The sequence below is a fragment of the Methylobacterium sp. Leaf456 genome, from assembly GCF_001425465.1.
In the GTDB taxonomy this organism is placed as follows: domain Bacteria; phylum Pseudomonadota; class Alphaproteobacteria; order Rhizobiales; family Beijerinckiaceae; genus Methylobacterium.
Map to the genome: position 1 here is coordinate 82746 of NZ_LMQV01000007.1, position 22170 is coordinate 104915.

Annotated in this window: 14 protein-coding genes, 1 tRNA gene and 3 pseudogenes; 9 read left to right on the forward strand and 9 right to left on the reverse strand. The window is 70.0% G+C overall.

The features are described 5' to 3' along the window. The first annotated feature begins 141 nt into the window (after nt 1-141). Nucleotides 142-996 (forward strand): SDR family NAD(P)-dependent oxidoreductase, encoded by an 855-nt coding sequence (locus ASG52_RS08010; protein ID WP_056241409.1) that lies wholly within the window; start codon nt 142-144, stop codon nt 994-996. Nucleotides 997-1766: 770 nt separating this feature from the next. Here the strand turns inward: ASG52_RS08010 and ASG52_RS08015 are convergent. Together ASG52_RS08015 and ASG52_RS26085 are read right to left on the reverse strand one after the other, a co-directional pair. Next, entirely contained in the window at nt 1767-2813 is a 1047-nt protein-coding gene (locus ASG52_RS08015) for an endonuclease/exonuclease/phosphatase family protein (protein WP_082552440.1), read from the reverse strand. A 123-nt stretch (nt 2814-2936) separates the two neighbouring features. Continuing rightward, nucleotides 2937-3029, reverse strand: a pseudogene (locus ASG52_RS26085) (transposase); the annotation flags it as partial. On the opposite strand from ASG52_RS26085, the gene ASG52_RS27645 reads away from it, so the two are divergent. From ASG52_RS27645 to rsgA, 6 genes and pseudogenes are all read left to right on the forward strand, one after another. Then, nucleotides 3004-3438 carry a hypothetical protein gene (locus ASG52_RS27645; protein WP_162249980.1) on the forward strand — a complete coding sequence of 145 codons (435 nt, stop codon included), beginning with the start codon at nt 3004-3006 and terminating at the stop codon, nt 3436-3438. The pseudogene ASG52_RS26085 and the gene ASG52_RS27645 sit on opposite strands and share 26 nt — an antisense overlap. A 615-nt stretch (nt 3439-4053) precedes the next feature. Beyond that, nucleotides 4054-4263 (forward strand): cold-shock protein, encoded by a 210-nt coding sequence (locus tag ASG52_RS08025; protein WP_056241414.1) that lies wholly within the window; start codon nt 4054-4056, stop codon nt 4261-4263. Between the two features lie 103 nt (nt 4264-4366). Further along, entirely contained in the window at nt 4367-4552 is a 186-nt protein-coding gene (locus ASG52_RS27000) for a hypothetical protein (protein WP_156383845.1), read from the forward strand. A gap of 89 nt (nt 4553-4641) precedes the next feature. Then, nucleotides 4642-4974, forward strand: coding sequence for a hypothetical protein (locus ASG52_RS08030; protein WP_056241418.1), 333 nt, complete (start codon nt 4642-4644; stop codon nt 4972-4974). A gap of 109 nt (nt 4975-5083) precedes the next feature. Continuing rightward, a pseudogene (locus tag ASG52_RS08035) lies at nt 5084-6138 on the forward strand (fatty acid desaturase). A 119-nt stretch (nt 6139-6257) separates the two neighbouring features. Continuing rightward, nucleotides 6258-7292, forward strand: coding sequence for a ribosome small subunit-dependent GTPase A (rsgA, locus tag ASG52_RS08040; RefSeq protein WP_056241420.1), 1035 nt, complete (start codon nt 6258-6260; stop codon nt 7290-7292). Between the two features lie 36 nt (nt 7293-7328). On the opposite strand, the gene ASG52_RS08045 is transcribed toward rsgA, so the two are convergent. From ASG52_RS08045 to ASG52_RS08060, 4 genes are all read right to left on the reverse strand, one after another. After that, nucleotides 7329-8045, reverse strand: a complete 717-nt coding sequence (locus ASG52_RS08045; protein ID WP_286158983.1) for an alpha/beta fold hydrolase — start codon at nt 8043-8045, stop codon at nt 7329-7331. Between the two features lie 745 nt (nt 8046-8790). Further along, a tRNA-Ser gene (locus ASG52_RS08050) sits at nt 8791-8880 on the reverse strand. A gap of 63 nt (nt 8881-8943) precedes the next feature. Continuing rightward, nucleotides 8944-11082 (reverse strand): glucans biosynthesis glucosyltransferase MdoH, encoded by a 2139-nt coding sequence (gene mdoH / locus ASG52_RS08055; RefSeq protein ID WP_056241429.1) that lies wholly within the window; start codon nt 11080-11082, stop codon nt 8944-8946. Nucleotides 11083-11195: 113 nt separating this feature from the next. Continuing rightward, nucleotides 11196-12818, reverse strand: a complete 1623-nt coding sequence (locus ASG52_RS08060; RefSeq protein ID WP_056241432.1) for a glucan biosynthesis protein D — start codon at nt 12816-12818, stop codon at nt 11196-11198. 157 nt (nt 12819-12975) lie between these two features. On the opposite strand from ASG52_RS08060, the gene ASG52_RS08065 reads away from it, so the two are divergent. Continuing rightward, complete coding sequence (locus ASG52_RS08065) at nt 12976-14133, forward strand: dimethylmenaquinone methyltransferase (protein ID WP_056241435.1); 1158 nt, start codon at nt 12976-12978, stop codon at nt 14131-14133. A gap of 257 nt (nt 14134-14390) precedes the next feature. After that, nucleotides 14391-15122: a LuxR family transcriptional regulator gene (locus ASG52_RS08070; RefSeq protein ID WP_056241436.1), complete on the forward strand. Its 732-nt coding sequence runs from the start codon at nt 14391-14393 to the stop codon at nt 15120-15122. Here the strand turns inward: ASG52_RS08070 and ASG52_RS28745 are convergent. The 3 genes and pseudogenes from ASG52_RS28745 to ASG52_RS08095 all read right to left on the reverse strand — a co-directional run bounded on the left by ASG52_RS28745 (nt 15080) and on the right by ASG52_RS08095 (nt 22103). Beyond that, a pseudogene (locus tag ASG52_RS28745) lies at nt 15080-16189 on the reverse strand (IS630 family transposase). The gene ASG52_RS08070 and the pseudogene ASG52_RS28745 overlap by 43 nt on opposite strands. 83 nt (nt 16190-16272) lie before the next feature. After that, nucleotides 16273-16836 (reverse strand): invasion associated locus B family protein, encoded by a 564-nt coding sequence (locus ASG52_RS08090; protein WP_162249982.1) that lies wholly within the window; start codon nt 16834-16836, stop codon nt 16273-16275. Between the two features lie 71 nt (nt 16837-16907). Continuing rightward, nucleotides 16908-22103 (reverse strand): hypothetical protein, encoded by a 5196-nt coding sequence (locus ASG52_RS08095; protein ID WP_162249983.1) that lies wholly within the window; start codon nt 22101-22103, stop codon nt 16908-16910. Nucleotides 22104-22170 lie beyond the last annotated feature (67 nt).

Sequence of the window (22170 nt, forward strand, 5' to 3'; positions counted from 1 at the left end):
AAGGATAGAGAGCATCGTCCTGGATCCGATATCCAGGACGATGCTCTAGGGAACGCCGGGCTGGCCCGGCGATTGGGCGTTACGCATCCGCAGCGGGGCCCTTGCCGACCCGCCGACCATCGCTTCTCGAGGAACCCCATCATGGCAGAGCCGAACCGCGCCACACCCTTCACCGCGGGGCGCACCGCCGTCGTCACCGGCGCGGCGAGCGGGATCGGGTTGGCCGCGGCGCAGGCCTTCGCGGCCCGCGGCCTGCGCGTCGTCCTCGCCGACCTGCCCGGCGAGGCATTGGAGCGCGCCGCGTCCGATCTCGAAGCGACGGGTGCCGCGGTGAGAGCGGTCCCGACCGATGTCGGCGACGGCGCCGCCATGGAGGCTCTGGCCGAGGTGGCCGCGCAGGACGGCCCGCCGGCCATTGTGATGCTGAACGCCGGCATCGAGGCGGGCGGGCGCCTCTTCTCCGACGAGGCGACGTGGCGGCGCATCCTCGACACCAACCTGTGGGGCGTGATCCACGGCATCCGCCTTTTCGCCCCCCGCCTCGTCGCGGGCGGGGAGCCGGGCGCCGTCATCGTCACCGGCTCGAAGCAGGGCATCACGACGCCGCCGGGCAACGCGCCCTACAACGTGTCGAAGGCGGGCGTGAAGGCCGCGACCGAAGCGCTGGCGCACGAACTGCGCGAGAGCGGCGCGCCGGTAACCGCCCACCTGTTCATCCCCGGCTTCGTCTATACCGGGCTCGCCAAGGCCCGCGGCATGACGGAGAAGCCGGACGGCGCCTGGACGCCGGAGGAGACGGTGGCGTTCCTGCTGGAGCGGCTGGAGGCGGGCGACTTCTACATCCTCTGCCCCGACGGCGAGACCACCCGCGCGCAGGACGAGCGCCGCATCGCCTGGGCGGCGGGCGACATCATCGAGAACCGCCCGGCGCTCTCGCGCTGGCACCCGGACTGGCGCGACCGCTTCGCCGAGTTCGCCCGGCGCACCGACCGATGAAGCCCCGGGGCCGACGCTATGGACGTCTGATGCATCCGGGCTGTGTTCGCGAGCATGGCGCCCTGGATTTCGTCTCGCTCGGACACGACGGTTCAAGCAGTCCCTGACGCATTCCGCGGCGGCGAGCTTGCCTGTCGACCGTAATGGCCCGTCATCTGTGGATCTGCCTCCAAAGCGAACTCACCGGCCGCTCGTGTCCAAGCGCTTAAAAGACTTTGTCTTATAGCCTACAGAGGCGGGTACTGCTTCGGCGCCGATCGGTGCACAAATGGTGCCCCCCTCTGCGACACCATCCATGCGTAAGAGCTGTATTGGTGTGCCCGGACAGGCTTTGCGAAGAAAATAGTCTCGTTCACGCTCCGTTCGGAAGCCAATCCACCCGAATTGAGGCCTGATGCAACAAGTCCGCTTCGGTTTCGACCCGTATGAAGGAAATGTGCCGTTTTGCGCCACAGGAGGGAGCTTGGGGCGAAGCTGAAAATATGGCCGCTTGAATTTCTACAGCTGCCATGAATGTAAAACCGTAGATCCAGGCGGCTGTGATATCATGCCGAGGTAGCGGATCCAGCGATGTGGCGCCGCGCGTTCGACATAAGGGCGATAAAAATCAGTGACAATATTTGCGGGCAATGACTTGATCGAGGCGAAAACACCGTGATGTCAGGGGGCGGGTCATGTTTCTTCCGGCTGTCGCCGACACATGCGGCGTTGTAACAGCCATCCTCCTTTTGAGCCGCCATCGGCAAGGTCAAAGCTGCTGCCCACAGTTGTCATCGTGCCGCCTCGATCGCCTGCTGGGCGTCGCGATGATCCTCTGCCGTCGCCTCGGGTGTCTCCTGCTTGGCCGGGGCATGCGGAGCCCGACACAGTTCGACCCAGATCGGGAAATGGTCGGATCCCACGTCGCCCAGGCGCTCCATTCCGCTGAGCAGGAAATGTTCGCTGTAGAACACGTGGTCGAGGGGCCAGCGCGCGAACGGATACCGCGCGTGGAAGGTGGAGAACAGACCGCGTCCCTGACGGGGATCGAGCAACCCGCTGATGTTCTGGAAAAGCGCGTTCGTACGCGACCAAGCCACGTCGTTCAGGTCGCCCGCCACGATCGTCGGCCCCCTCGTCTCGGCGACCTCGCGCGCGACCATCACGAGCTCGGCGTCCCGCGGCGCGCTGCTGTGCCCGGGATGGGGCGGACGCGGATGCAAGCCGTGGAAGGTTACGGGCTCGCCATCGGGCAGGACGATCGCCGTGCGGAGCGAGGGAACATCCTCCTGCAGCAGGTATCGGACCGTGGGATCGCGGAGCGGGAAGCGTGAGTAGAACAGGAGGCCGTAGGTGTTGTCCTGCGGCTGCTCGACCCGTTCGGGGTATCGGTCCCGCAAGGGAGCCATCGCCTCTTGCCAGCCCTCGTCCGTCTCCAGCAGGAGAACGAGGTCGGGTGACCTCGAAGCGACGAGGTCCAGGGCTGCGCCGTAGTCCCGGTTCGACTGGAGGACGTTGAGGACGAGAAGGCTCATCCGTTCGCCGGGATCGCACGATCGCGCGGCCTTCGCCTGGGTGGCCCAGATCGGGGTGAACGGCAGGATATGGCTCGCCTGCATGACAAGGGCGCCCGCCATCGCTGAGGCTAGGATCAGCGCGCCTGCATCACGTTCGAGCGACAGGAGCCCGACGATGCAGGCGAGCAGCGCGATCGCGAACTGGAGTCGTGGGAAATCGAATGTGCGGACGAAGCCGAAGTTCGTCGGGACGAGGGGAAGCAAGCTCGCCGCGATCAGCATCGCCGCGAACGCCTTCAGGACGATGGGTAGATAGCTCAAGTCCACTCCCGTCTTCGGGCTTCATGGCGTTCGTCCCGGCCACCGGATCCGTCAACCGTCGAGGCGACGCGCTGCTTCTCCGCCAGTCGGTCGATCCCGAACGGCTTCGGCGGCAGGTGCGTTCCAGCGACCGAAGTCGGTCGGCAGGTAGCGCCGGGGACAGCCGATCTTCTCCAGATACAGGCAGCCGTTGACCATCTCCCGCAGGTCTGCCGCCGCCGATAGACGGGCCCGACAGCGACTTCGTTTCCGCGCCCAGCCAACAAAGTCAACGAACTCTGACGGTGCATCCCTGCCGGCGCCGGGGGATGCCGATCCGACGGCTGCGGTAAAAGAGGATCTGCCTGAACCGGACACGGTCGTCCGCGTTGACGAACACCAAGCGGCGCTGAGTGGCTGCCTCCTCGCTTCCCTGAAGGCTACGCCCGAAGTCATGCCCGTCGCCTTCACCACCACCCCGGCTTTCCATCCTCACGACCTCGGCTCGGACTACGACGCCGTTCTGCACGGCGTTGCGGGTGGGCTGGCCGAGCTGTTTCCCCCCATCCATAATTCACAGCGACCTGAGGTTGAGGCAGCGGGCGAGGCGGCCACGGTAGACCACGAGCTGGACGCTCGAAACTGACGTATGGCGCAGCACCTCGTTCCGGATCGCGTCTGTGGTTCTTGTACAGCGTGCTGCCAAGCTTTTGCGGTTCAGGCTCTTGCCAAACCGGCTGGCGTCGAGTGCAAGCACAACACCGGCATGTCCTGCGGCATTCACAGTATCAGACCGGGGGCCTGCGCCGGATGGTTCTGTCTCTGGCGCAAGATCGGTGTGCTGCCGGACGCATTGAGGCCTGACCGGTCAGGCGTGATCCTGTCCCTCGAGACCGCGCCGACAGCCGAAGATCCGTTTCTGCGCGCCCGTATCGTGTGTCGAGCGACCCGAAGCCCCGACGACCTCGATCGGTGGGAGGCTGTCGAGGCCGTCACCATGTTCGTGCGCGAGGGCTCGCTTCCGGTCTGGACCGCGTTCGGCGAAGTGGCATCCCTGGTCTATCCGCAACCGGCGCACGCGGATCGGCTTCGGAGCGTCATCACCGGGGACGAGCCGCACGCGCTGCGCGATCGATCCCGCGAGAGAGAGGCCGCCCTATGGAGGTGCAGGCTCGGCTACGCGCTTGCGGGAGAAAATTGTTCAGGAGACGGCTCGCCACCGGATCGGGTAGAGCGTACATCCGGCAAGGGAGAGACGCCTATGGCAACCGGTACGGTGAAGTGGTTCAACGGGACCAAGGGCTTCGGCTTCATCCAGCCCGACGATGGCGGCCAGGACGTGTTCGTGCACATCTCCGCGGTCGAGAAGGCGGGCCTCCGCGACCTCGCGGACGGCCAGAAGATCTCGTATGAGGTGGTGGTCGATCAACGCCGTGGCAAAGCCTCGGCCGAGAACCTCAAGGTCGGCTAGACGATCGTTCGTGCCGGCAGCCAAGGGTGCGGCCGGCACGCGCACACGACGAACAATCCCACTGCATCATCCCGTGCCTTGGGCAGCGCAGCAGAGGCCCAACATGGCAGGATCCAATTCGACCGGTCGCTCGGCGACCATGTCCATGGCCGACTTCAACGAGCGGGCGAAGCGCGCCGTGGCCAAGACGCCGACGATTGAGAAGCCGCCGGAAAAGCGCCGCAACGCACCGCGGCCGAGCAAGCCGCCGGTCGCCGCCAAGCCCGAGGGCGAGGCCGAGAACGAGTAGACCGGCGGCTCGCACTGGAGGAGCGGCGGAAGCGCCTCGCGATGCAGGGTTTCGGCTGAGACCGCGTGATGTTGGCCGGAGACCCTGCGATGAAGCGTTCCCGCACCACCGGCCATCTGGCCGAACCGCAGCCCCCGCGTGCAGCGCCCGCGGCCGAGCCTGAGCAAAGCGCCGCGATCGAGGCCGCCGTGACGGCGCTTCTCTCGCTCGTCGCGGCCGTCGAGACGCTGCCTGCGGGGCCGGCCACCAAGGCCTATCGGGCGGCGATCCGTCGGAAAGGCGAGGAAGCCGTCGCGGCGGGCGGGTGCGAGGGGTTGGAGGCGGTGTTGCGCCGGATTTGCGACGCCGCTCCCGACCGCGCCGACCGCCGCAAGCGGATTCTGGCCGAGGCCTGGACGGGCCTGATCGACGTCCGGCCATGACTGGCCGCCGGCACCATGCTTCTCGGCTCTGCGGTCCCGTTCTAAAGCCGTCCCACCACTCGTCGGTCTCGCCTCTCACAACGCGCAACAGACAGGATCATCGACCATCGTGACCGGAGCGACCCCGAACGCGCCCGCGACGTCCAGGCTCGCCGACGCGGCATCGCGACCCGATCCGGCGCAGCTCGCGCGGGACGTGGCTCGACACTGCGCCGCGTTCCGCGAGCCGATACGCAGGCTGGCTGTGCGGCAAGTCGCCGACACCCTGCTGCCGTACCTGATCCTGTGCGCGCTGATGCTCGGCATGGCGGCGAACGGCTACGCGCTGCTGGCCCTGCCGCTCGCCGTGCCGGCGGGCGGGCTGTTGGTCCGGCTCTTCATCATCCAGCACGATTGCGGGCACGGCTCGTTCCTGCCCTCACGCCGCGGCAACGACTGGCTCGGCCGTGCCTTGAGCCTTCTGACGGTGACGCCCTACGACGGCTGGAAGCGGGCCCACGCCCTGCACCATGCCTCCACCGGCGATCTCAGCCGCCGCGGCACCGGGGACATCCATACGTTGACCGTGCGCGAGTACCTCGCCCTGCCGCGTATGAGTCGGCTCCGCTATCGCCTCTACCGCAACCCGTTCATCCTGATCGTGATCGGCTCTCCGCTCAACTTCCTCCTGCTGCAGCGGCTGCCCTCCGGCGTCGGGATTCCGTGGCGGACGGCGTGGCGCGAGGTGCTGGCGCTCGATGCGATGCTGCTCGCCGGCCTGGCGCTTCTCGCGCTCGCGGCCGGCGGCGTCGGGCCGGTGCTCTGGGTATTCCTGCCGGTGATCAGCGTCGCTGCCTGGATCGGGGGCTGGCTGTTCTACGTCCAGCACCAGTACGAGGAGACCGTCTGGGAGGAGGCCGATGCCTGGGACTTCCACCGCGCGGCGCTGGGCGGCAGTTCGTACTACGTCCTGCCGCGCGTCCTGCAATGGTTCACCGGCAATGTCGGCCTGCACCACGTCCACCATCTGAACAGCCGCATTCCGAACTACCGCCTGCAATCCTCGGCCGCGTCGGCCGCCTGACGCTGCGCGAAAGCCTGGGTTGCCTGAACCTCGCACTGTGGGATGAGGACGCACGAAGGCTAGTCGGATTCGCCCGCGTCCGAAGGCTGCAGGTCGCCTGAAGTCCGCCTCGAAGGAGACCTCCGAGCCGTCATGGGGCGAGGTCTGGGTGAAGGGGCTGCCGATCGCGTCTCAACGGCACGCCCCTACGCGCCGCTGGTCACGCGACCGGTGCCGTGTCATGTGCAGGCCGGTGACCGATCATCCCGACCTCCCCCCGCCTGCGCCGCTTGCGAGCCTCGGCTGGCTCGACTTCTTCGAAGAACAGCGCGAACCGCACGAGGCGGATCTCGTGCCCGTGCGGATCGCCACGGTTCACCGCTCACGCCTGACCGGGCTGTCGGAGGCGGGATCGGTCGAGCTGACGCTTCCGGTTCATACCAACACCAGTGATTTCGCCGTGGGCGATTGGGTTCTGGCTCACCCCCAGACCCTGATGCTCCACCGCCGTCTGAACCGAAGGACGGTCCTGGAGCGACGCCCCGAAGGCAGCCGGGTCCTGCAGCCCGTCGCAGCCAATGTCGATACGCTGTTCATCGTCAGCTCCTGCAACGCCGATTTCAATCAGGCGCGCCTGGAGCGCTATCTGGCTCTGGCCAACCAGGGCGGCGCCAACCCGGTGATCCTGCTCACCAAGGCCGACATGGCGGCCGACGGGGACGCCTACCGCCGTCAGGCTGCCGCGTTGCAGCGCGGGCTCGATGTCGTGACCGTCAATCCCCGGCTGCCGGCGGCGGCAGCGACCTTGGCCCCGTGGTGCGGGATGGGGCAAACCGTGGCGCTGGTCGGCTCATCGGGCGTCGGCAAATCGACCCTGGTGAACACGCTCGCCGGTCCGGGGCAGGCGCTTCCCCAGGAAACCGGAGGCATTCGCGAGCACGACGCCAAGGGACGCCACACCACGACGTCGCGTTCGCTCCACGCCATCGCAGGGGGCGGCTGGGTGATCGACACGCCGGGGATGCGGACGCTGCACGTCAGCGACGCCGGGGACGGGATCGCGACGCTGTTTGCCGAGATCACCGAACTCGCGCCCTCGTGCCGGTTCCGCGACTGCACGCACGCGCACGAGCCCGGCTGCGCCGTGCAAGCCGCCGTCGCCGACGGCCGACTCGACCCCGTGCGCCTCATCCGCTGGCGCAAGCTCCTCGATGAGAACCGTGACAACACACCCGCACCCGCTGGGCCGCGCGGCCGACGGAGTGTCGGCGGATAGTCGTCTTTGGAGCGTGTCGGACCCGGCCGAAGCATCTCAATCTGCGTCGGCCTTCATGGATCGGTCTTCAACCGAGGGCCTCTCTTGCGGGGCCAGAAGAAATGGCAGCAAGGCAGCCGTAAACGCCTCCGGATGCGAGTAATTGATTCCGTGGGCTGCGCCGGGGATGACGGCAAGAGTCCCCCGAGGCAGAGAGGCGGCAAGGCTCGTCACGAACGCGTAGGGGACGATGGCATCGCGCGTGCCCCAGACCACGAGCGTCGGCTGGGAGACCCGGAGCGCCTTCTCTCCGATATGGTTGTCGATCATGCTCCTCAGGGTCTGGAGGTAGCGCCGGATCCCGGAGCGGGCATAATCCGTCAGCGCGACCCAGGCGAGCGACCAGCGCTCGAAGGGCGCGATGAGGAAGAAGCCCACGACTTGCCGGGCGATGCCACGCGCCTCCGGGTCCGGCGTAGGCCCCTGCAGGACCAGGCGATCGACGAGATGCGGGTGAACGACGGCCAGTTCCACCAACACCTCGCAGCCGAGCGAATTGCCGACAAAGGCTGCGCGCTGCAGGCCGACCTTGTGCATCCAGGCCGCCAGCGCATCGGCCAACTGGCGAACCGTGAGCGCCCGAGACGGCTTGTCGCTCAGGCCGAAGCCGGGCAGGTCGGGTGCGTAGACCCGCAGGTGAGGGGCGAGATGCCCTGCCAGCGGGATCATGTAGCGGCTCGACATCCCGAGCCCGTGAACCAGGATCACCGGCACGCGGTCATCCGGGACGGGGCCGACCGAAACGCGGGCATGCACGGTGATGCCGCCGACGCAGTCGCGTCTCGCTGCGAGGCGCCCTTGGCGCCCCTGGCGCGTACGCCGTCCGGCTGCCGATCGGACCGCTGCCAGACCGAACGGAACCCCGACGACCATCGCAGCGATCCACCACCGGAGCCCGTTCATTCGCCTGCCCTGCCGATTGCGCCGACCGTTATCCGGCGGATCGCCTCAACCTCTCGCTGACCCTGACCCGCCAGTTTGCCGGTCCCGATCAGCCGGAGGAGTGAGCATGTCCGACACGACCGACAACAATTCGAATTAAGGAACTGTCGATTCTGGGCAAAACGGCCGACGTGGCGGGCTTTCTCGGCGTTACGCGTCGTCAGCTCCCCCACAGGGCCGAAGGTTGTCCCCGGTTGCCGGGCGGGGGCACTGGGACGTTGGCGAGACCTACCAAACCTCCCTTGAGTACGATGGATAATCGAAAGTCAGTCGGTCCCACCTGCTGCTGTGTAAGCTTGCCGCTCTGTTGGATAAGGCTGAGCCCAACATCCTGGCCTACTCCCGAGCGCGGACTCAGGAGCCGTTCTCTCGTCGCCCCTCTCGACGGCGTGAGCATGGTCCATGGTCGTCCGAAACCGACCGATACAAGCCGATTCGAAATGTGGGCTAGACTGTGGGTGACTGCTGGTCTCTATTAGGAAAACCGTAGCGTTTCCAAGCGCTTGGGTCAATCAAGTGGCGGAAGGGGTGGGATTCGAACCCACGGTGGAGTTGCCCCCACGGCGGTTTTCAAGACCGCTGCCTTAAACCACTCGGCCACCCTTCCGAGGCCGCATCCGCGACCGCTCCCTGTCTAGGGCGACGGCCGGGGCAGCGCAACGCTTGTCGCTCAGGCCGGGCGCAGGCGGGTGAGCTGGTCGAGCAACGCGCGGTCGTGGAGCAGGGCGAAGCGCTCCTTGGGGGAGAGCCAGCCTTGCGCCTCGGGCAGGGTCTCGGCCTCGACGATCTTGGCGCGCGCGAGCGTGTGGTCGGGGTCGATCTGGCCGCGGGGGCGCGAGCGGCCCTCGGGCAGCATCGCGGCGTGGTCGCGGGCGAGATTCGGGTCGGCGTGGAGCGCGGCGAGCGCATCCGCGTCGTCGAAGCCGCGGGCGGCGTTGCGGGCGGCGAGTTCGCCTGCGCGGAGCGCGATCGGCGGCGGCGTCTCCTCTTCGGGCGTGACGAGCAGGCCGCGCCGCTTGAGCGCGAGGCCGAGCGCGAGCTGGCCGCTCGCCCAGGAGAGCGGGATCGCCAGCACGAGGCCGAGGATCGTCGGCGACATCCACAGGAACAGCGAGGTCGCGATGGCGAAGGCGCCGATGCCGGTGACGACCCCGAGGGCCGTGTGCCAGTGGTGGCGGCGGACGATGTCCGAGAGCGGGATCGAGCCGTCGTCGCGCCGCTGCGGGTTCCAGCCGGTGTCGCGTCCGGCCAGGATCTGGAACACCGCGCCCGACTGCACCACCATCGCGATCGGCGCGATCAGCGCCGAGAGCAGGATTTCGATGAGGAACGAGAGCGTCAGGCGCCCGGCGCCGCCGCTCGCCTGCCGCGCGCGGCCGTCCATCAGCGCCAGGATCAGCCCCAGAAACTTCGGGGCGAGGAGGATGCCCATGGTCAGCGCGAAGAGCTGGAGCGCGCGCACCGGATCGAAGCGCGGCCAGACCGGGTAGAGGCCGAACTCGGCGCTAAAATACTCGGGGCGGACCCAGGCGGTCTGGAGCACGATGATCAGGCCGATCACGAGCTGCGCCAGCCACAGCGGCGAGGCGACGTAGCCGGCGATGCCCGTGGCGAAGTGCTGGCGCGAGGCCGGAGCGAGCCCCGTCGCGCCGATGACGCGGGCGTGCTGGAGGTTCCCTTGCGCCCAGCGCCGGTCGCGCACGGAAAGATCGATCAGCGAGGGCGGGCTCTCCTCGTAGGAGCCGGCGAGCCGCGGCAGCATGGTGACGCCCCAGCCGGCGCGCCGGATCAGCGCCGCCTCGACGAAATCGTGGCTGAGGATGTGGCCGCCGAAGGGCGGGCTGCCCTTGAGGTCGGGCAGGCCCGCGGCCTCGGCGAAGGCCTGCATGCGGATGATCGCGTTGTGGCCCCAGTAATTGCCGTCGCGCCCCGACCAGACCGAGAGCCCGGTGGCGATGACCGGCCCGTAGATGCGCGCGGCGAATTGCTGGAGCCGGGCGAACAGGGTGTTGCGGTTGATGATGAGCGGCAGGCTCTGGACGATGCCGGCGTCGGGGTCGGCCTCCATCGCCGCGGTGAGGCGCACGATGCACTCGCCGGTGAGCAGACTGTCGGCATCGAGCACCAGCATGTGGTCGTAGGCTGCACCCCAGCCCGTGACGAAGCCGGCGATGTTGCCGGCCTTGCGGTGGTGATTCTTTTCGCGATGGCGATAGTAGAGGCGGGCGTCCGGCCCCAGCTCTTCACGGAGTTGCCGGAACGCGCGCTCCTCGGCGACCCAGGCGTCTGCTTGCGTCGAATCCGAGAGGACGAACCATTCGTAATGCGCGCCCAATCCGGTCGCGGCCACCGATTCGTGCATCGCCTGGAGCCCGGCGAAGACCCGCGCGCTGCCCTCGTTGTAGACCGGCATGACGACCGCGGTGCGGGTGGTCAGTCGCGTCGGCATCGGCCCGGCAGCGCCGGAGCGCAGCAGGGCAACGAAGCCGACGAGCGCGCCGGTGAAGGCGAGCGCGATCCAGGAAAAGTTCAGGACGAACAGCACCAGCAGCACGTACTGCAGCCACGTCGCCCCGCCGGAGACCGAGATCACCTCGTACATCTGCCACGCGCCGTAGGCCGTGAGCAGCAGGGCACCGCCGAACACGAACAGCCGGGCGGCGAGCGGCCCGCCCCCGCCGCGCCGGGCGGGCTTTTGCGCCGTGCGCAGGTCCTGCACCGGCATGGCGAGCGGCGCCCGCGGGGGCATCGCGGGAGCGGGTGCGGGCGCTGGCGCGACATCCCGGGCGATCTGGGCAGTCTGTGACATCGTCTCTCCGGTCGGACCGGCGCTCGGCAGGTCTCACGAAACACCCGCTCGGCGCCGCCCGGCAGCGCAGCGGGCGCTTCGTCCAAAAAATTAGGGCGCGCGGCGCCGAACGCTCACGGCGTCCAGCGATACAGCCACGTCTCGGTGATCTGGCGGCCTTCCGTCTTGAGCGCGAGGCGCATCTCGCTGCCCTTGGCGCCCGCGGGATCGAGTTCGAACGCGACGCGGACGGTGCGCCGCTCGGGGCGCACGTACCAGCGGGTCGCGCCCTCGACGATTTTGCCGGGGCCGGCGATCAGCACCGTCTCCAGCGGCACCGCCCGGCCCTCGGGGGTGAACAGGATGTCGCCGGTGAAGTCGACGAGGAACAGCCGGCGCTGGTCGCTGCCGCCGCGCCCGCTGCGGGTGCTGCTGACCCGGGCGATCGGGCCGATCTCCGGCTCGCGGCCCCAGGCCTGGCGGTAGCCGAGGCGCACTTCCGTGCCCGCCGGCACCGCTGCCTTCGGGCGCCAATAGGCGATCACGTTCTCGTTGATCTCGGCGTCGCTCGGGATCTCGATGAGGGTCACGGTGCCCTCGCCCCACAGGCCCTCGACGCCGGTCGCCTCGCCGGGCTCGACCCAGAGCGAGGGGGCGCGCTCCCACGGATGCGCATCGTCTTGAAACGTCTCGAACCTGCGGTCGCGCTGGACGAATCCGAATCCCTTCGGCCCGGTATCGACGAAACTCGAGATCTGCAGCGTCTCGGGGTTGCGCACCGGGCGCCAGATCGCCTCGCCGCCGCCGTTGCGGATCTGCAGCCCTTCCGCGGCGTAGACCGCGGCGCGGGCGTCGTCGGACCCGCGCCGGTCGTGCGGGCCGAACAGGAACGGCGCCTGCATGCCGCCGAGGCCCAGATGCTCCACCGGCTTGCGCGTCACCAGCGTGGCGGTGACCGCGACGGACGCGGTGTCGCCGGGCGTCATCTCCAGGCGGAAGGCGGCGGCGAGCGATTCGGAATCGATCAGCGCATGGATCACCAGCGGCGCCCCCGGCGCCTTGGGGCGCTCGACGAACAGGGCCCGCCAGCGCGGGAATTCCTCGCCGCGGGAATCGGCCGGGCGCAGGATCAGGGCGCGGCCGTTGACGCCGAAAATCTGGTCGCGGCCCGCGAGGCGGAAGAAGCAGGCGCCTTGAAGGATCGCGAAATCCTGATGCGCCTCGCCGATCTTGGCGCGGATGCGCAGGCCCGAAAAGCCGGGCGTGGTTCCCGTCCCCTTGGTGGCCTCGGGCAGGGAGGCGCCGCCGCTGTCGTAGCCGGCCGGATCGTAGGAGACCGGGCGCACCACGCCGTCCTCGACGAGGAACAGCGCGACCCGGTCGGTGTAGTAGAAGCCGCGCACCAGCGGCTCCAGGGCGAAGCCGTGCGGCTCGCCGCCCCAGATCAGTTCGTTCGGGCGGATGCGGATCGCCTCGTACTGCTCCCGCGACAGCGATTTCAGGCTCTCCGGCACATCGTCGGTGGCGAGCGCGGCGAAGGGGCGGTTGCCGTAGGCGCGGGCGAGGTCCGGCACCGTCGCGTCGGAGAACGGCGAACCCGCCGCCGGCAGCGCCGGGGCCGCCTCCTGCGCCAGGGCGCCTCCGGGCAACAGGGCCGCGGCAGCGCCGGTCGCGGCGGCGCCGATCAGCCCGCGGCGGCTCAGGCCCGTCCGCAGATCGGAGCGGGCATGGCGGGTGAGGTCGGTCGGATGCGTCATGCCCTCGCCGGTTCGAAGTCGAATTGGCCGCGGATAGCCCTCAACGCCTGAACCCGGTGTTAAGGTTGCGGAAGCGTGTTGCCTGCCGGGGCCTCAATGGCAAGCCGCGTGCCTTATCGCCGTGGCCTTCGCGCCCCGGCGCGCTTATGGAAGCCGCATGACTCTCGTCCAGATCACCCACAACGACCTCGACGGCTACGGCGCCTCCACCGTCGCGGCGAGCCTCGCACCCGTGCAGCGTGTGGTGCACGTCGCCCGCTACAGCGATGTCGGCCCGGTGGTCGAGGACGAGCTGAAGCGCCTGCGCAAGGCGACCGCGCCCGAGACGCTGCTGATGACCGATCTCGGGCTGGAGGAACCGGCCATCGCCTTCTTCCGGCGCTTCGCCGCGATGAACCGCAACCGCGACGAGGGCACGCGCCACCGCCTCGTGGTGCTCGACCACCACGCTTCCTCCCTCGACCAGCTCCGCCGCCAGGGGCTGGAGCCCGCCCCCGATCCGGAGCGTCCGGGCCTGATCCGCACCGATCTCGGCGATCCGGCCGTGTTCGTCCTCATCGACGAGGCGCATTGCGCCACGCGGATGACCTTCGATCAGCGTGCCCTCTACGCCCCCGGGGGCGCGGAAGGACCGGCCGAACTCGTCACCTTGATCGAGGCGGTGGAGGCGCTCGACCTCTGGCAGAAGACCAACCCGGCCTTCACCGGCGGGCTCGCCCTCGACGAGATTTTCTGGGACAGCGTCTCGCCGCTGGTGCCGGTGAGCCACCCCCGGCACGACCGCTTCCTGTCCGACCTGCTGCTCGCGGCGGCGCGCTGCCTCGCGGACGGCGCGACCGCGGCCGAACTGGAGCGGCGCGCGGGCGGCCTGCGGGCCGCCATCGTCGATGCTCTGATGGCCGACGAGCCCGGCGACGACCCGGCGCTGACCACCCGCATGCGGCTCGCCCGCATGCTCGCCCGCTCGGACACGATGTTCCACCCGCTCTCGGACGGCACGCTGCTCTCGTTCGGGCTCGATTCCGGCACGTTCCAACGGGTCTCCGACCTCGTGATGGAGACGGGCCGGGCCAAGCGCGTCGTCAACGTCCAACGGACCGGCACGCTCTCGTTCCGCTCCATCGACGGCACCGCGCTCGACGGCGCCCGCGCCTTCCGCGGCGGCGGCCACCGCGACGCGGCGGGCGGCAAGCTTCCGCAGGGCAGCGCCCATTCGCTGGCCGACGCCCTCGCCCAGGTCGAGCCGGTGCTCAACCCCCCTGCCCCCGATCCGTCGGCGAGCCCGTTCGGGGCGCTGAAGAACTGGAAGGGCTGAGGCGGCCGGTCGCGCAACGCGTACTCGTCCGATCCATCATCGACCGACGCAGAAGCGCCGTTCGCAGCGCCGGCTCAGCAGCGCCCGCGTCTTGCCGCGGAGCATCGTCCGGGGCATGCCGGAACCGTCCCGCTCGCGCGCAGTCTCATGCGCGCTCATGCGGCAACCTGAAAGAAAATTTCCCCTGATCTTCCCAGCCGGTCAGCCGCGACCTATCCTGATGAAACGGCATTATTTTCGTTCGATTGCCCGAAGCCATGTCCAGAAAATCACTCGACCTGACGTTGGACATCCTCAAGTCGCTCGACCGGGCGCATTCCCGTGAGGATATTCTGCGGGCCCTGATGCCGCGCCTGAGTGGCTTCGGCATCGAATACATCATCTCGGCGATGATCCCTCAGAACCGTCTGCCGGCCCGGGCGCAGAAGAACTTCGTCATCCTCGAGAACACCTCCGAGGAATGGCGAAAGCTCTACTTCTCCAAGGGCTACATGTACCAGGACCCGATCGTGCAGGCGACTTTGCGCAGCACGACCGGCTTCGCCTGGGGCGAGGTCGGGGGCGCGGACACGCTCGATCCGCAGGCGCGCCGGCTCATGGGCGAGGCGCGCGAGTTCGGCCTCGGCGACGGCTTCACCGTGCCGCTCGCCACCCTGGAGGAGGAGCGCGGCGGCCTGACCTTCGCCGGCCCGCGCCTGGAGATCGGCCCGGCCCAGCGCGGGGTGCTGACCCTGCTCGCTTCCTACGTCGTCGGCCAGACCCTGCTCATCGACGGCGGCCCCACGAAACACCGCATCGGCCTGACGCCGCGGGAGCGCGAGAGCCTGCAATGGGCGGCCGAGGGCAAGACCGATTGGGAGATCGGCGAGCTGATGGGCATCTCGCAGCACGGCGCCGACTTCCATCTCCGCTCGGCCCGGGTCAAGCTCGGCTGCGTCACCCGCACTCAGGCCGTCGCCGAGGGGTTGCGCCGCGGTCTGATCGTTTGAAGGCAGCCGTTCCCGGCCGAACTCCTCCACCGCATACCGTCATCGCGGGGCGGCAGCGACAGCAGGGTGATGTTGTCGGGCACGACGAGGTCGTGGGCGCCGTGCCAGCCCGCGCCGTCGAGGATGAGCACGGCGTGGGCGCACGAGTCGACGCTGCGGCTGATCTCGGCCAAGTGCAGGTTCATCGCCTCGCTGTCGCAGCGCGGCAGGACGCCCTTCGAGAGCCTCAGGATGAGGGCCTGCGCCGTTGCCCTTCTCCGGGCAGATGGCCCCGAAGATGTAGGCGTAGCCCGTGCGCCGATCCTTGGGAGCGCAGGGCCGACTGCCCTTGCGGGCCCAGCGCCGCGGGAGCGTGTTTTTCTGTCCGACACGGGCCCTCATCCTGAGGCTCTCGAAGGACGTCCTGCCACCACAGCTCGATGACTGTGCCGGGCGGCAAGTCGGCCCGGATCGTCCTCACGGCGAACGGTAGATTTTTTTTGAACGCCGTCAGGCTGGCCGGATCCTGCTCGTGGTGGCGCGGTCGGGCCGACAGCTTGCGGAAGCCCCTCTGCTTGACGAGGCGGCCGAGCGAGCTCTCGTCCAGGCTGACCCCGAAGCGCGCGTGGATCCAGGCAGCCAGGTCCTTCAACCGCCAGCGCACGACGCCGTCCCGATCCGGGTCCGGTCCAGCCTCGATGACCTGGGCTAGAGCATCGGCACGAAAGGTGGTCGCCGGCTTTCGGAAAAAGCCGATGCGGCACAAGAACGTAGCGCATCGTCCTGGATACGATATCCAGGACGATGCGCCAGCGCCCGCCGCTGCGCGGCGTCCAGCTTGGTCGGGTTGCCGGGCGCCTTGCGGTCGATCAGGCCTGCCGGCCCCTGTGCGTTGAAGGCCAGCGCCCCGTCACGCAACGTCTGCAGGCCCACGGCCCCGATCCGGGCCGCGTCCATGCGGCTGGCACCGTCGTAGATCGCAGCCAGCGTCAGCAACCGACGACGCTGGCCCGCGTCCCGGCTCTCTCGGGCCAAACGGGCAGATCATCGGCGCTGAAGTCATCCCGCAGCGGCACGGCAGCTGACATGGCAAACCCTCCCGGTTCGCCTCATCGAATCAGAACCGCCACCGAAAGGAAACCACGTGAGTCTCGATCATCGCCGATTGGTATCAGCGCAGACTCGCCATCGCGGCCTTCAGCCCGTCGAGGGAGGTCGTGAACGTGACCGGGCGGGCGCCCTCGGCGATCCGGTAGCGGATCGCGGCGCTCCCGCGATTCTTGATCCCCTTCACCAGGGCGGCGTCGAGGGGCAGGAAGCCGAGGCAGAGGCGGGCGTCGCAGCGGTCGAGGCGGATCACGGTCTCGGTCGATTCGACCGCGACCGTCACCGTGTGGGCGGGGAAATCCATCACCGGCGCCCGCACCACGAAGACCGGCTCGCCGCCCGAGGTCGCGGCGAGCGACCAGCTGAAGGCGAAGGCGCCGTCGTGGTCGAGGATCGTCTGCGAGACGTTGCAGACGCGGGTCCGCTTGGCCTCGTCGCAGATCAGGGTCCAGCCGGCGAAGGTCTGGATCACCCGCCGCACGCCCGAATCGGTCGGCGCCCCCTCGGTCGGCTTGAGCCGGAAGCCCGCCCGCGGCGGAAGCGCGTCCGTGACCGCGACCTCGCCGTCGGGAAGGCTGCCGCGAAGCTGCGCCGCCGCCGGTATCGACCCCAGCAACGATGCCGCCACGGCGAAGCCGACCGTCCCGAGGGTTCGGGACGGTCGGCTTCGATCCATGGGGCGCACCCGGGTCACGGGACTCAGTTCAGGGTGAAGCTGGCGCCGGCGCCGATGCCGAAGTCGCGCCCCGCCGTCACGCCGGTGGCGTTCACGCGGGCCGAACCGTCGGGCAGGGTATAGCCGAGGCCAAATGAGGCCGCCGACTCGCCGCGCCACACGCCGCCGCCCGCCGCGACGCTGAGCTTGCCCGGCCTGTCGTCGAACCGCAGCGCCGCCGCCGCGAGCCCGATCGCCGCACCGCGCCGCGCTTCGGTGCGGACGTCGCCGACCTGCCGGTTGAGGTCGGCAAGCTGGCTGCCGAAGCTCGCCATCTGGCCCTCCAGCGGTGCGATCCGCTTGTCAGTGTAGCCCGTGGCGGCGTTCAGCGTCTCCATCGCCTTGGCATCGGTGTAGGCGATGCTCTCGGCCTTGGCCCGGCTCACCTGCCCGAAGGTGGCGGCGTCGGTCGCCAGGACGCCGTCGGCGACGTTGCGGATCAGCACGGGCTTGTTCGGATCGCCGCCCGACAGCGTCAGCGACTGGCCGCGCCCGCCGCTCGCCGGATCGACGTCGTAGGTCACCCCGTAGGTATCGAGCGCGCCGAGCGCGGCGCCAACATTGTCGTAGCTCTTGCCCTTCACGCCGTAGCTCGGCTTCGTCAGGCGCCCGTCCGCACCGAACGCGGCCCCGCCGCCGAGCACCGTCGCCAACTGGTTGCCCGCCGACTTGAGCTGGCGGACGTTGACCGCGTCCGTGTCGGCGGTGCCGCCCGCCACGTGGGTGATCTGGCGCTCGGCCCCCGCGCTGCCGACCGAGACGGCACCCGCCGTCGAGGCGACGCGCGTGCCCGAGAAGGCTTCCGTGCCGCCGCGCAGGCCCGCCCGGTCGGCGACCGAGCCGGAGCCGAGGGCGACCCCGCCCGCCGCGCGCGCTTGGCTTCCGCCGCCGATCGCGACGCTGTCGCCGCCGGTCGCCTGCGCGGCCTTGCCGGTGCTCTTGACCGCGACGTAGCGGCTTCCCGAATTGGTCAGGTTGGTGACCGCCACGTCGAGGTTGCTCAGCGCCGAGCCGACATCGCCGTAGGTCTTGCCCTGCACGTCGTATTTCGGGCCGATCAGCTTGCCGTCGGCGCCGACTTTGGCCCCGCCGCCGAGAGCCGCGGCGGTCGCGGCGAGGCCAGCCTGGAGCTGACCGCCGTTGACCGCCTCCCGGCTGCCCGCCGCGATCCGGCCGTCGGCGATTCCGGTCAGGGTGCGGGCCTGACCGGTCCCGTTGGCGAAGCCGACCGTGGTGCCGTCGGTGTCGGCGCCGACGGTGAGGCCGCGGCCGGTGGCGTCCTGGCGCACGAGGCCGACCGTCCCTTGGGTGACGGCTTGGGTCAGATTGTTGATCGTCTGGTTGGTGGCGTTGAGCTGGGCGCCGTTGACCGCCTCCGTCGAATTGGCCGTGAGGTTGCCGGCGGCGATGCCGGAGACGACGCGGTCCTGGCCGCTCTTGTTGGCGAGGCTCAGCGTCGTGCCGTCGGTCTCGGCACCGATCGTCAGGCCGCGGCCGGTCTGGTCCTGGCGCACCAGCCCCACCGTGCCCTTGTCGATGCCCGTCGTCAGCGCGGCGACCTTGGCGCCGGTCGCGGCCAGCCCGGCGGCGTTGGTGCTCACCGCGCGGTCGGTGGCGGCGAGCGCCGTGCCGACATTGCCGTAGCTCTGGCCCTGGACGGTGTAGGCCGGCGCGCCGAGCTTGCCGTCGGGGCCGACCTTGGCACCGCCCCCGAGCGCGGCGGCGGTCGAGGCGGCCGTCGTTGCGAGCTGAGAACCGTTGACGGCGTCGCGGCTGCCAGCCGCGACCCGCCCATCGGCGAGGCCGGTCAGCTGCCGGGCGTCACCGGCCGCGTTGGAGAGGCTCACCATCCGACCGTCCGTTGCGCCGCCGACGGTGATGAGGCGGCTCGTCGGATCCTGGCGTACGAGGCCGAGGGTGCCGGAGCCGACCTCGCTCGTGAGGCGCGCCACCGCATTGTTGGTCTCGAACAGCTGGTCGCCGTTGACGGCCTCGGTCGAGCCCGACGCGAGCCGGCCCGCGGCGACGCCGCTGACCGTGCGGCCCCGGCCGTCCTTGTTGGCGAGTTTCAGGGTCGTGCCGTTCGCCTGCGCGCCGATCGTCAGGCTGCCGTCGGTGGGGTCGCGGCGCAGCAGGCCGACCGTGCCGGCATCGAGGCCGGTCTCCAGGGCGGCGAGCTGGGTGGCGCCCGCGGCGATGGCGGCCGTGTTGCCGGCAATCGCCGTCGTGTTGGTCGTCACGGCGCGGTCGGTCGCGGTGAGCGCGGCGCCGACATTGCCGTAGCTCCGGCCCTGCACGGTGTAGGCGGGCGCGCTCAGCGTGCCGTCGGCACCGACCTTGGCCCCGCCGCCGAGGGCGGCGGCGACGCTTGCCACGCTGCCCCGGAGCTGGCTGCCGTTGACCGCCTCCAGGCTGCCCGCCGCGACGGAGCCGGCCGCCACGCCGCCGAGCACGCGGGCCTGACCGGTGCCGTTGGCGAAGCTGACCGACGTGCCGTCGGTGCCGGCCCCGACGGTGAGCCCGCGGCTCGCCGCGTCCTGGCGCACGAGGCCGAGATTGCCCGTGCCGACCGCGCTCGAGAGTTGGGCGACGGCCGCGTTGGTGTCGTTGAGCTGGCCGCCGTTGACGGCATCGGTCGAGCCGGCGGCGAGCCGCCCGTTCGCCACGCCCTGCAGGGCCACCGCACCGCCGGAATTGCCGCGAGCGAGATCGACCGTGCGGGTCGCTGCGCCGTTGGCGTCCGGCACGTACTGGACCGACAGCCCGTTGGTGGCGGCGAGCGCCGCGCCGACATTGTCGTAGCTCTGGCCGCCGACGCTGTAGCGCGGCCCGCTCAGCGTGCCTGTCGCCGGATCGTAGATCGCACCGCCGCCGAAGCCGCTGGCCAGCGCGCCGCCGCTCAGCCGCAATTGGCCGAGCGTCGCGGCGTCCGAATCGGCGACGCCGTCGGCGAGCCCCGACAGGCGGCGGTTGCCCGCGGTGCCGGCGAAGTTCACCTGCGTCCCGCCCGTCGCCGCGGCGACGGTGACGGTGCGGCTGGTCGGGTCCTGCTGGACGAGACCGATCGTACCGTCCGTGATGGTGCGGCGCAGGTCGGTCAGGTTCGTGGTGTTCGTCGCGATGTTACCGGCGTTGGCCGCCACCGCCTGATTGGTGGTGAAGAGCTGGCCCCCGTTGACCGCGTCGGTCGAGCCGGCGACGACCCGCCCGTTCGCCACGCCCCGCAGCGACGCCGGACCGCGAGGACCGCCGCGGGCGAGGTCGATCGTGTTCGTCGCCTCGCCGTTGGCGTCCGGCACGTACTGGACCGCCAATCCGTTGGTGGCGGCGAGCGCCGCGCCGACATTGTCGTAGCTCTTGCCGCCGACGCTGTAGGTCGGCCCGCTCAGCGTGCCGGTCGCCGGATCGTAGGACGCGCCGCCGCCGAGGCCGTTCGCCAGCGCGCCCCCGCTCAGCCGCAACTGGCCCAGCGTCGCGGCGTCCGAATCGACCACGCCGTCGGCCAGCCCCGACAGGCGGCGGGGGCCGGCTGTGCCGGCGAAGTTGATCTGCGTGCCGTCGGTGGCCGAGCCGACGGTCAGGGCCCGGCTCGCCGCATCCTGCTGGACGAGGCCGATGGTGCCGTCGGTGATGGTGCGGCGCAGGTCGGACAGGTTCGTGGTGTTCGTCGCGATGTTGGAGGCGTGAGTGGAGATGGCCTGATCGGTGCCCACGAGGGCCTCGCCGACGCTGCGATAGGTCGTTCCCTGAACGGTGTAGCGCGGCGCGCTCAGTGTGCCGTCGGCGTTGACCGAAGCACTACCGCCGAGCATGGCGGCGGTGCTGTTCGCCGTCCCGTAGAGCTGGCTGCCGTTGATCGCGTCGGTCGAGGCCGTGTTCACGGCTCCGGCGCTGAGCCCGCTGATCGCCACGGTCCCGCCGCCGCCGACCGTGCGGCCGCGGGTGAGATCGATGCTGTTGGTGGGGTTGCCGCTGCCGTCCCGGTCGTAGCGCAGGCCGAAATCGTCGATCGCCTGGATCACGCCCGGCACGGTGTCGAAGGTGGCGCCGCCGTAGCGATAGGCCGGGGGGGCGTAGGTGCCGGTGACGGGATCGAAGCTGCTGCCGATGGTGGTGGCGAGGCTGCCGCCGACGCTACGGAGCTGGCGCACGTTCACGGCGTCGGTGTCTGCGGTACCGCCCGCGACGTTGGTGATCTGCCGCTCGCTGCCGACGGAGCCGACCGAGAACTCGGTGTTGGCGCTCGTGAGCCCGGTGCCGCTGAACAGCTCGTTGCGGTTGCCCACGGCGCGCGAGGCGACCGAGCCCGCGCCGATCGCCACCGACCCGGCGCTCCCCGCGCTGGCGCCGCTGCCCAGCGCGACCGCCGAACCGCCGAGCGCCGTGCTGCGGTCGCCGATGGCGACGTTGCCCTTCGTCGGCGTACCGCTCGCTTCGCCCGCCACAGCGAGGCTGCCGAGCGCGATGGCGTCGGTGCCGTAGGCGCTCGTCACGAAGCCCTGCGCGAACGAGAAATCGCCGATGGCGTAGGACTGGCGGCCCATCGCGATCGCGCTGTCGCCCTGCGCGAGGTTGTTGGTGCCGAAGGACAGGGTCGAGCGCCCGCTGGCGATGTTGCCGTAGCCGATCGCCGTGGAGAACCGGCCGGCGGCATCGTTGTCCACGCCGATGGCGGTCGAGTTGAAGCCGGTCATCCCGGCGGTGTTGTTCATGCCGACGGCGACGCCGCCGCCGCTGCCGACCTTCGCGTTCGCGCCGATTGCCGTGCCCGTCGGGATCGCGCCCGCGCTGCCGTTGGGCTCGTTGGGGGGCGTGGACGTGCCGTTCGCGCCCGTGGCGATGTCGCCGTCGGTGCCGGCGGACCTGTTTCCGACACGGGACCCGTCGCGGTAATTGATGATGCCCTGATTGGTCGTGGCCGATTCCGCGTTCGCGCCGGAGCCGATCGCCACGGAGCGCGCGCCCGGGGCGTTCGCATTGTAGCCGCCCGCGACCGCCTCGTGGCCGCTCGCCGTCGAATTCGGGCCGACCGCGGTGGCGTTCCCGCCGCTCGCCGTCTGCGCCAGGGCCGGCCCGGCGCAGAGACAGCCCAGCCCGAGCGTGAGCGCGGTGGTCGCCAGAAGGTCGCAGCCGTTCGGCTGGAAGCGCATCAGGCGCGGAAAGCGAGAGAGGGCCGACATGCCGACGAGATCCATTGAGGACGACATGGGGGCCCGTCGGAGCCACGGTGCGCGTCGCGAGACGCCT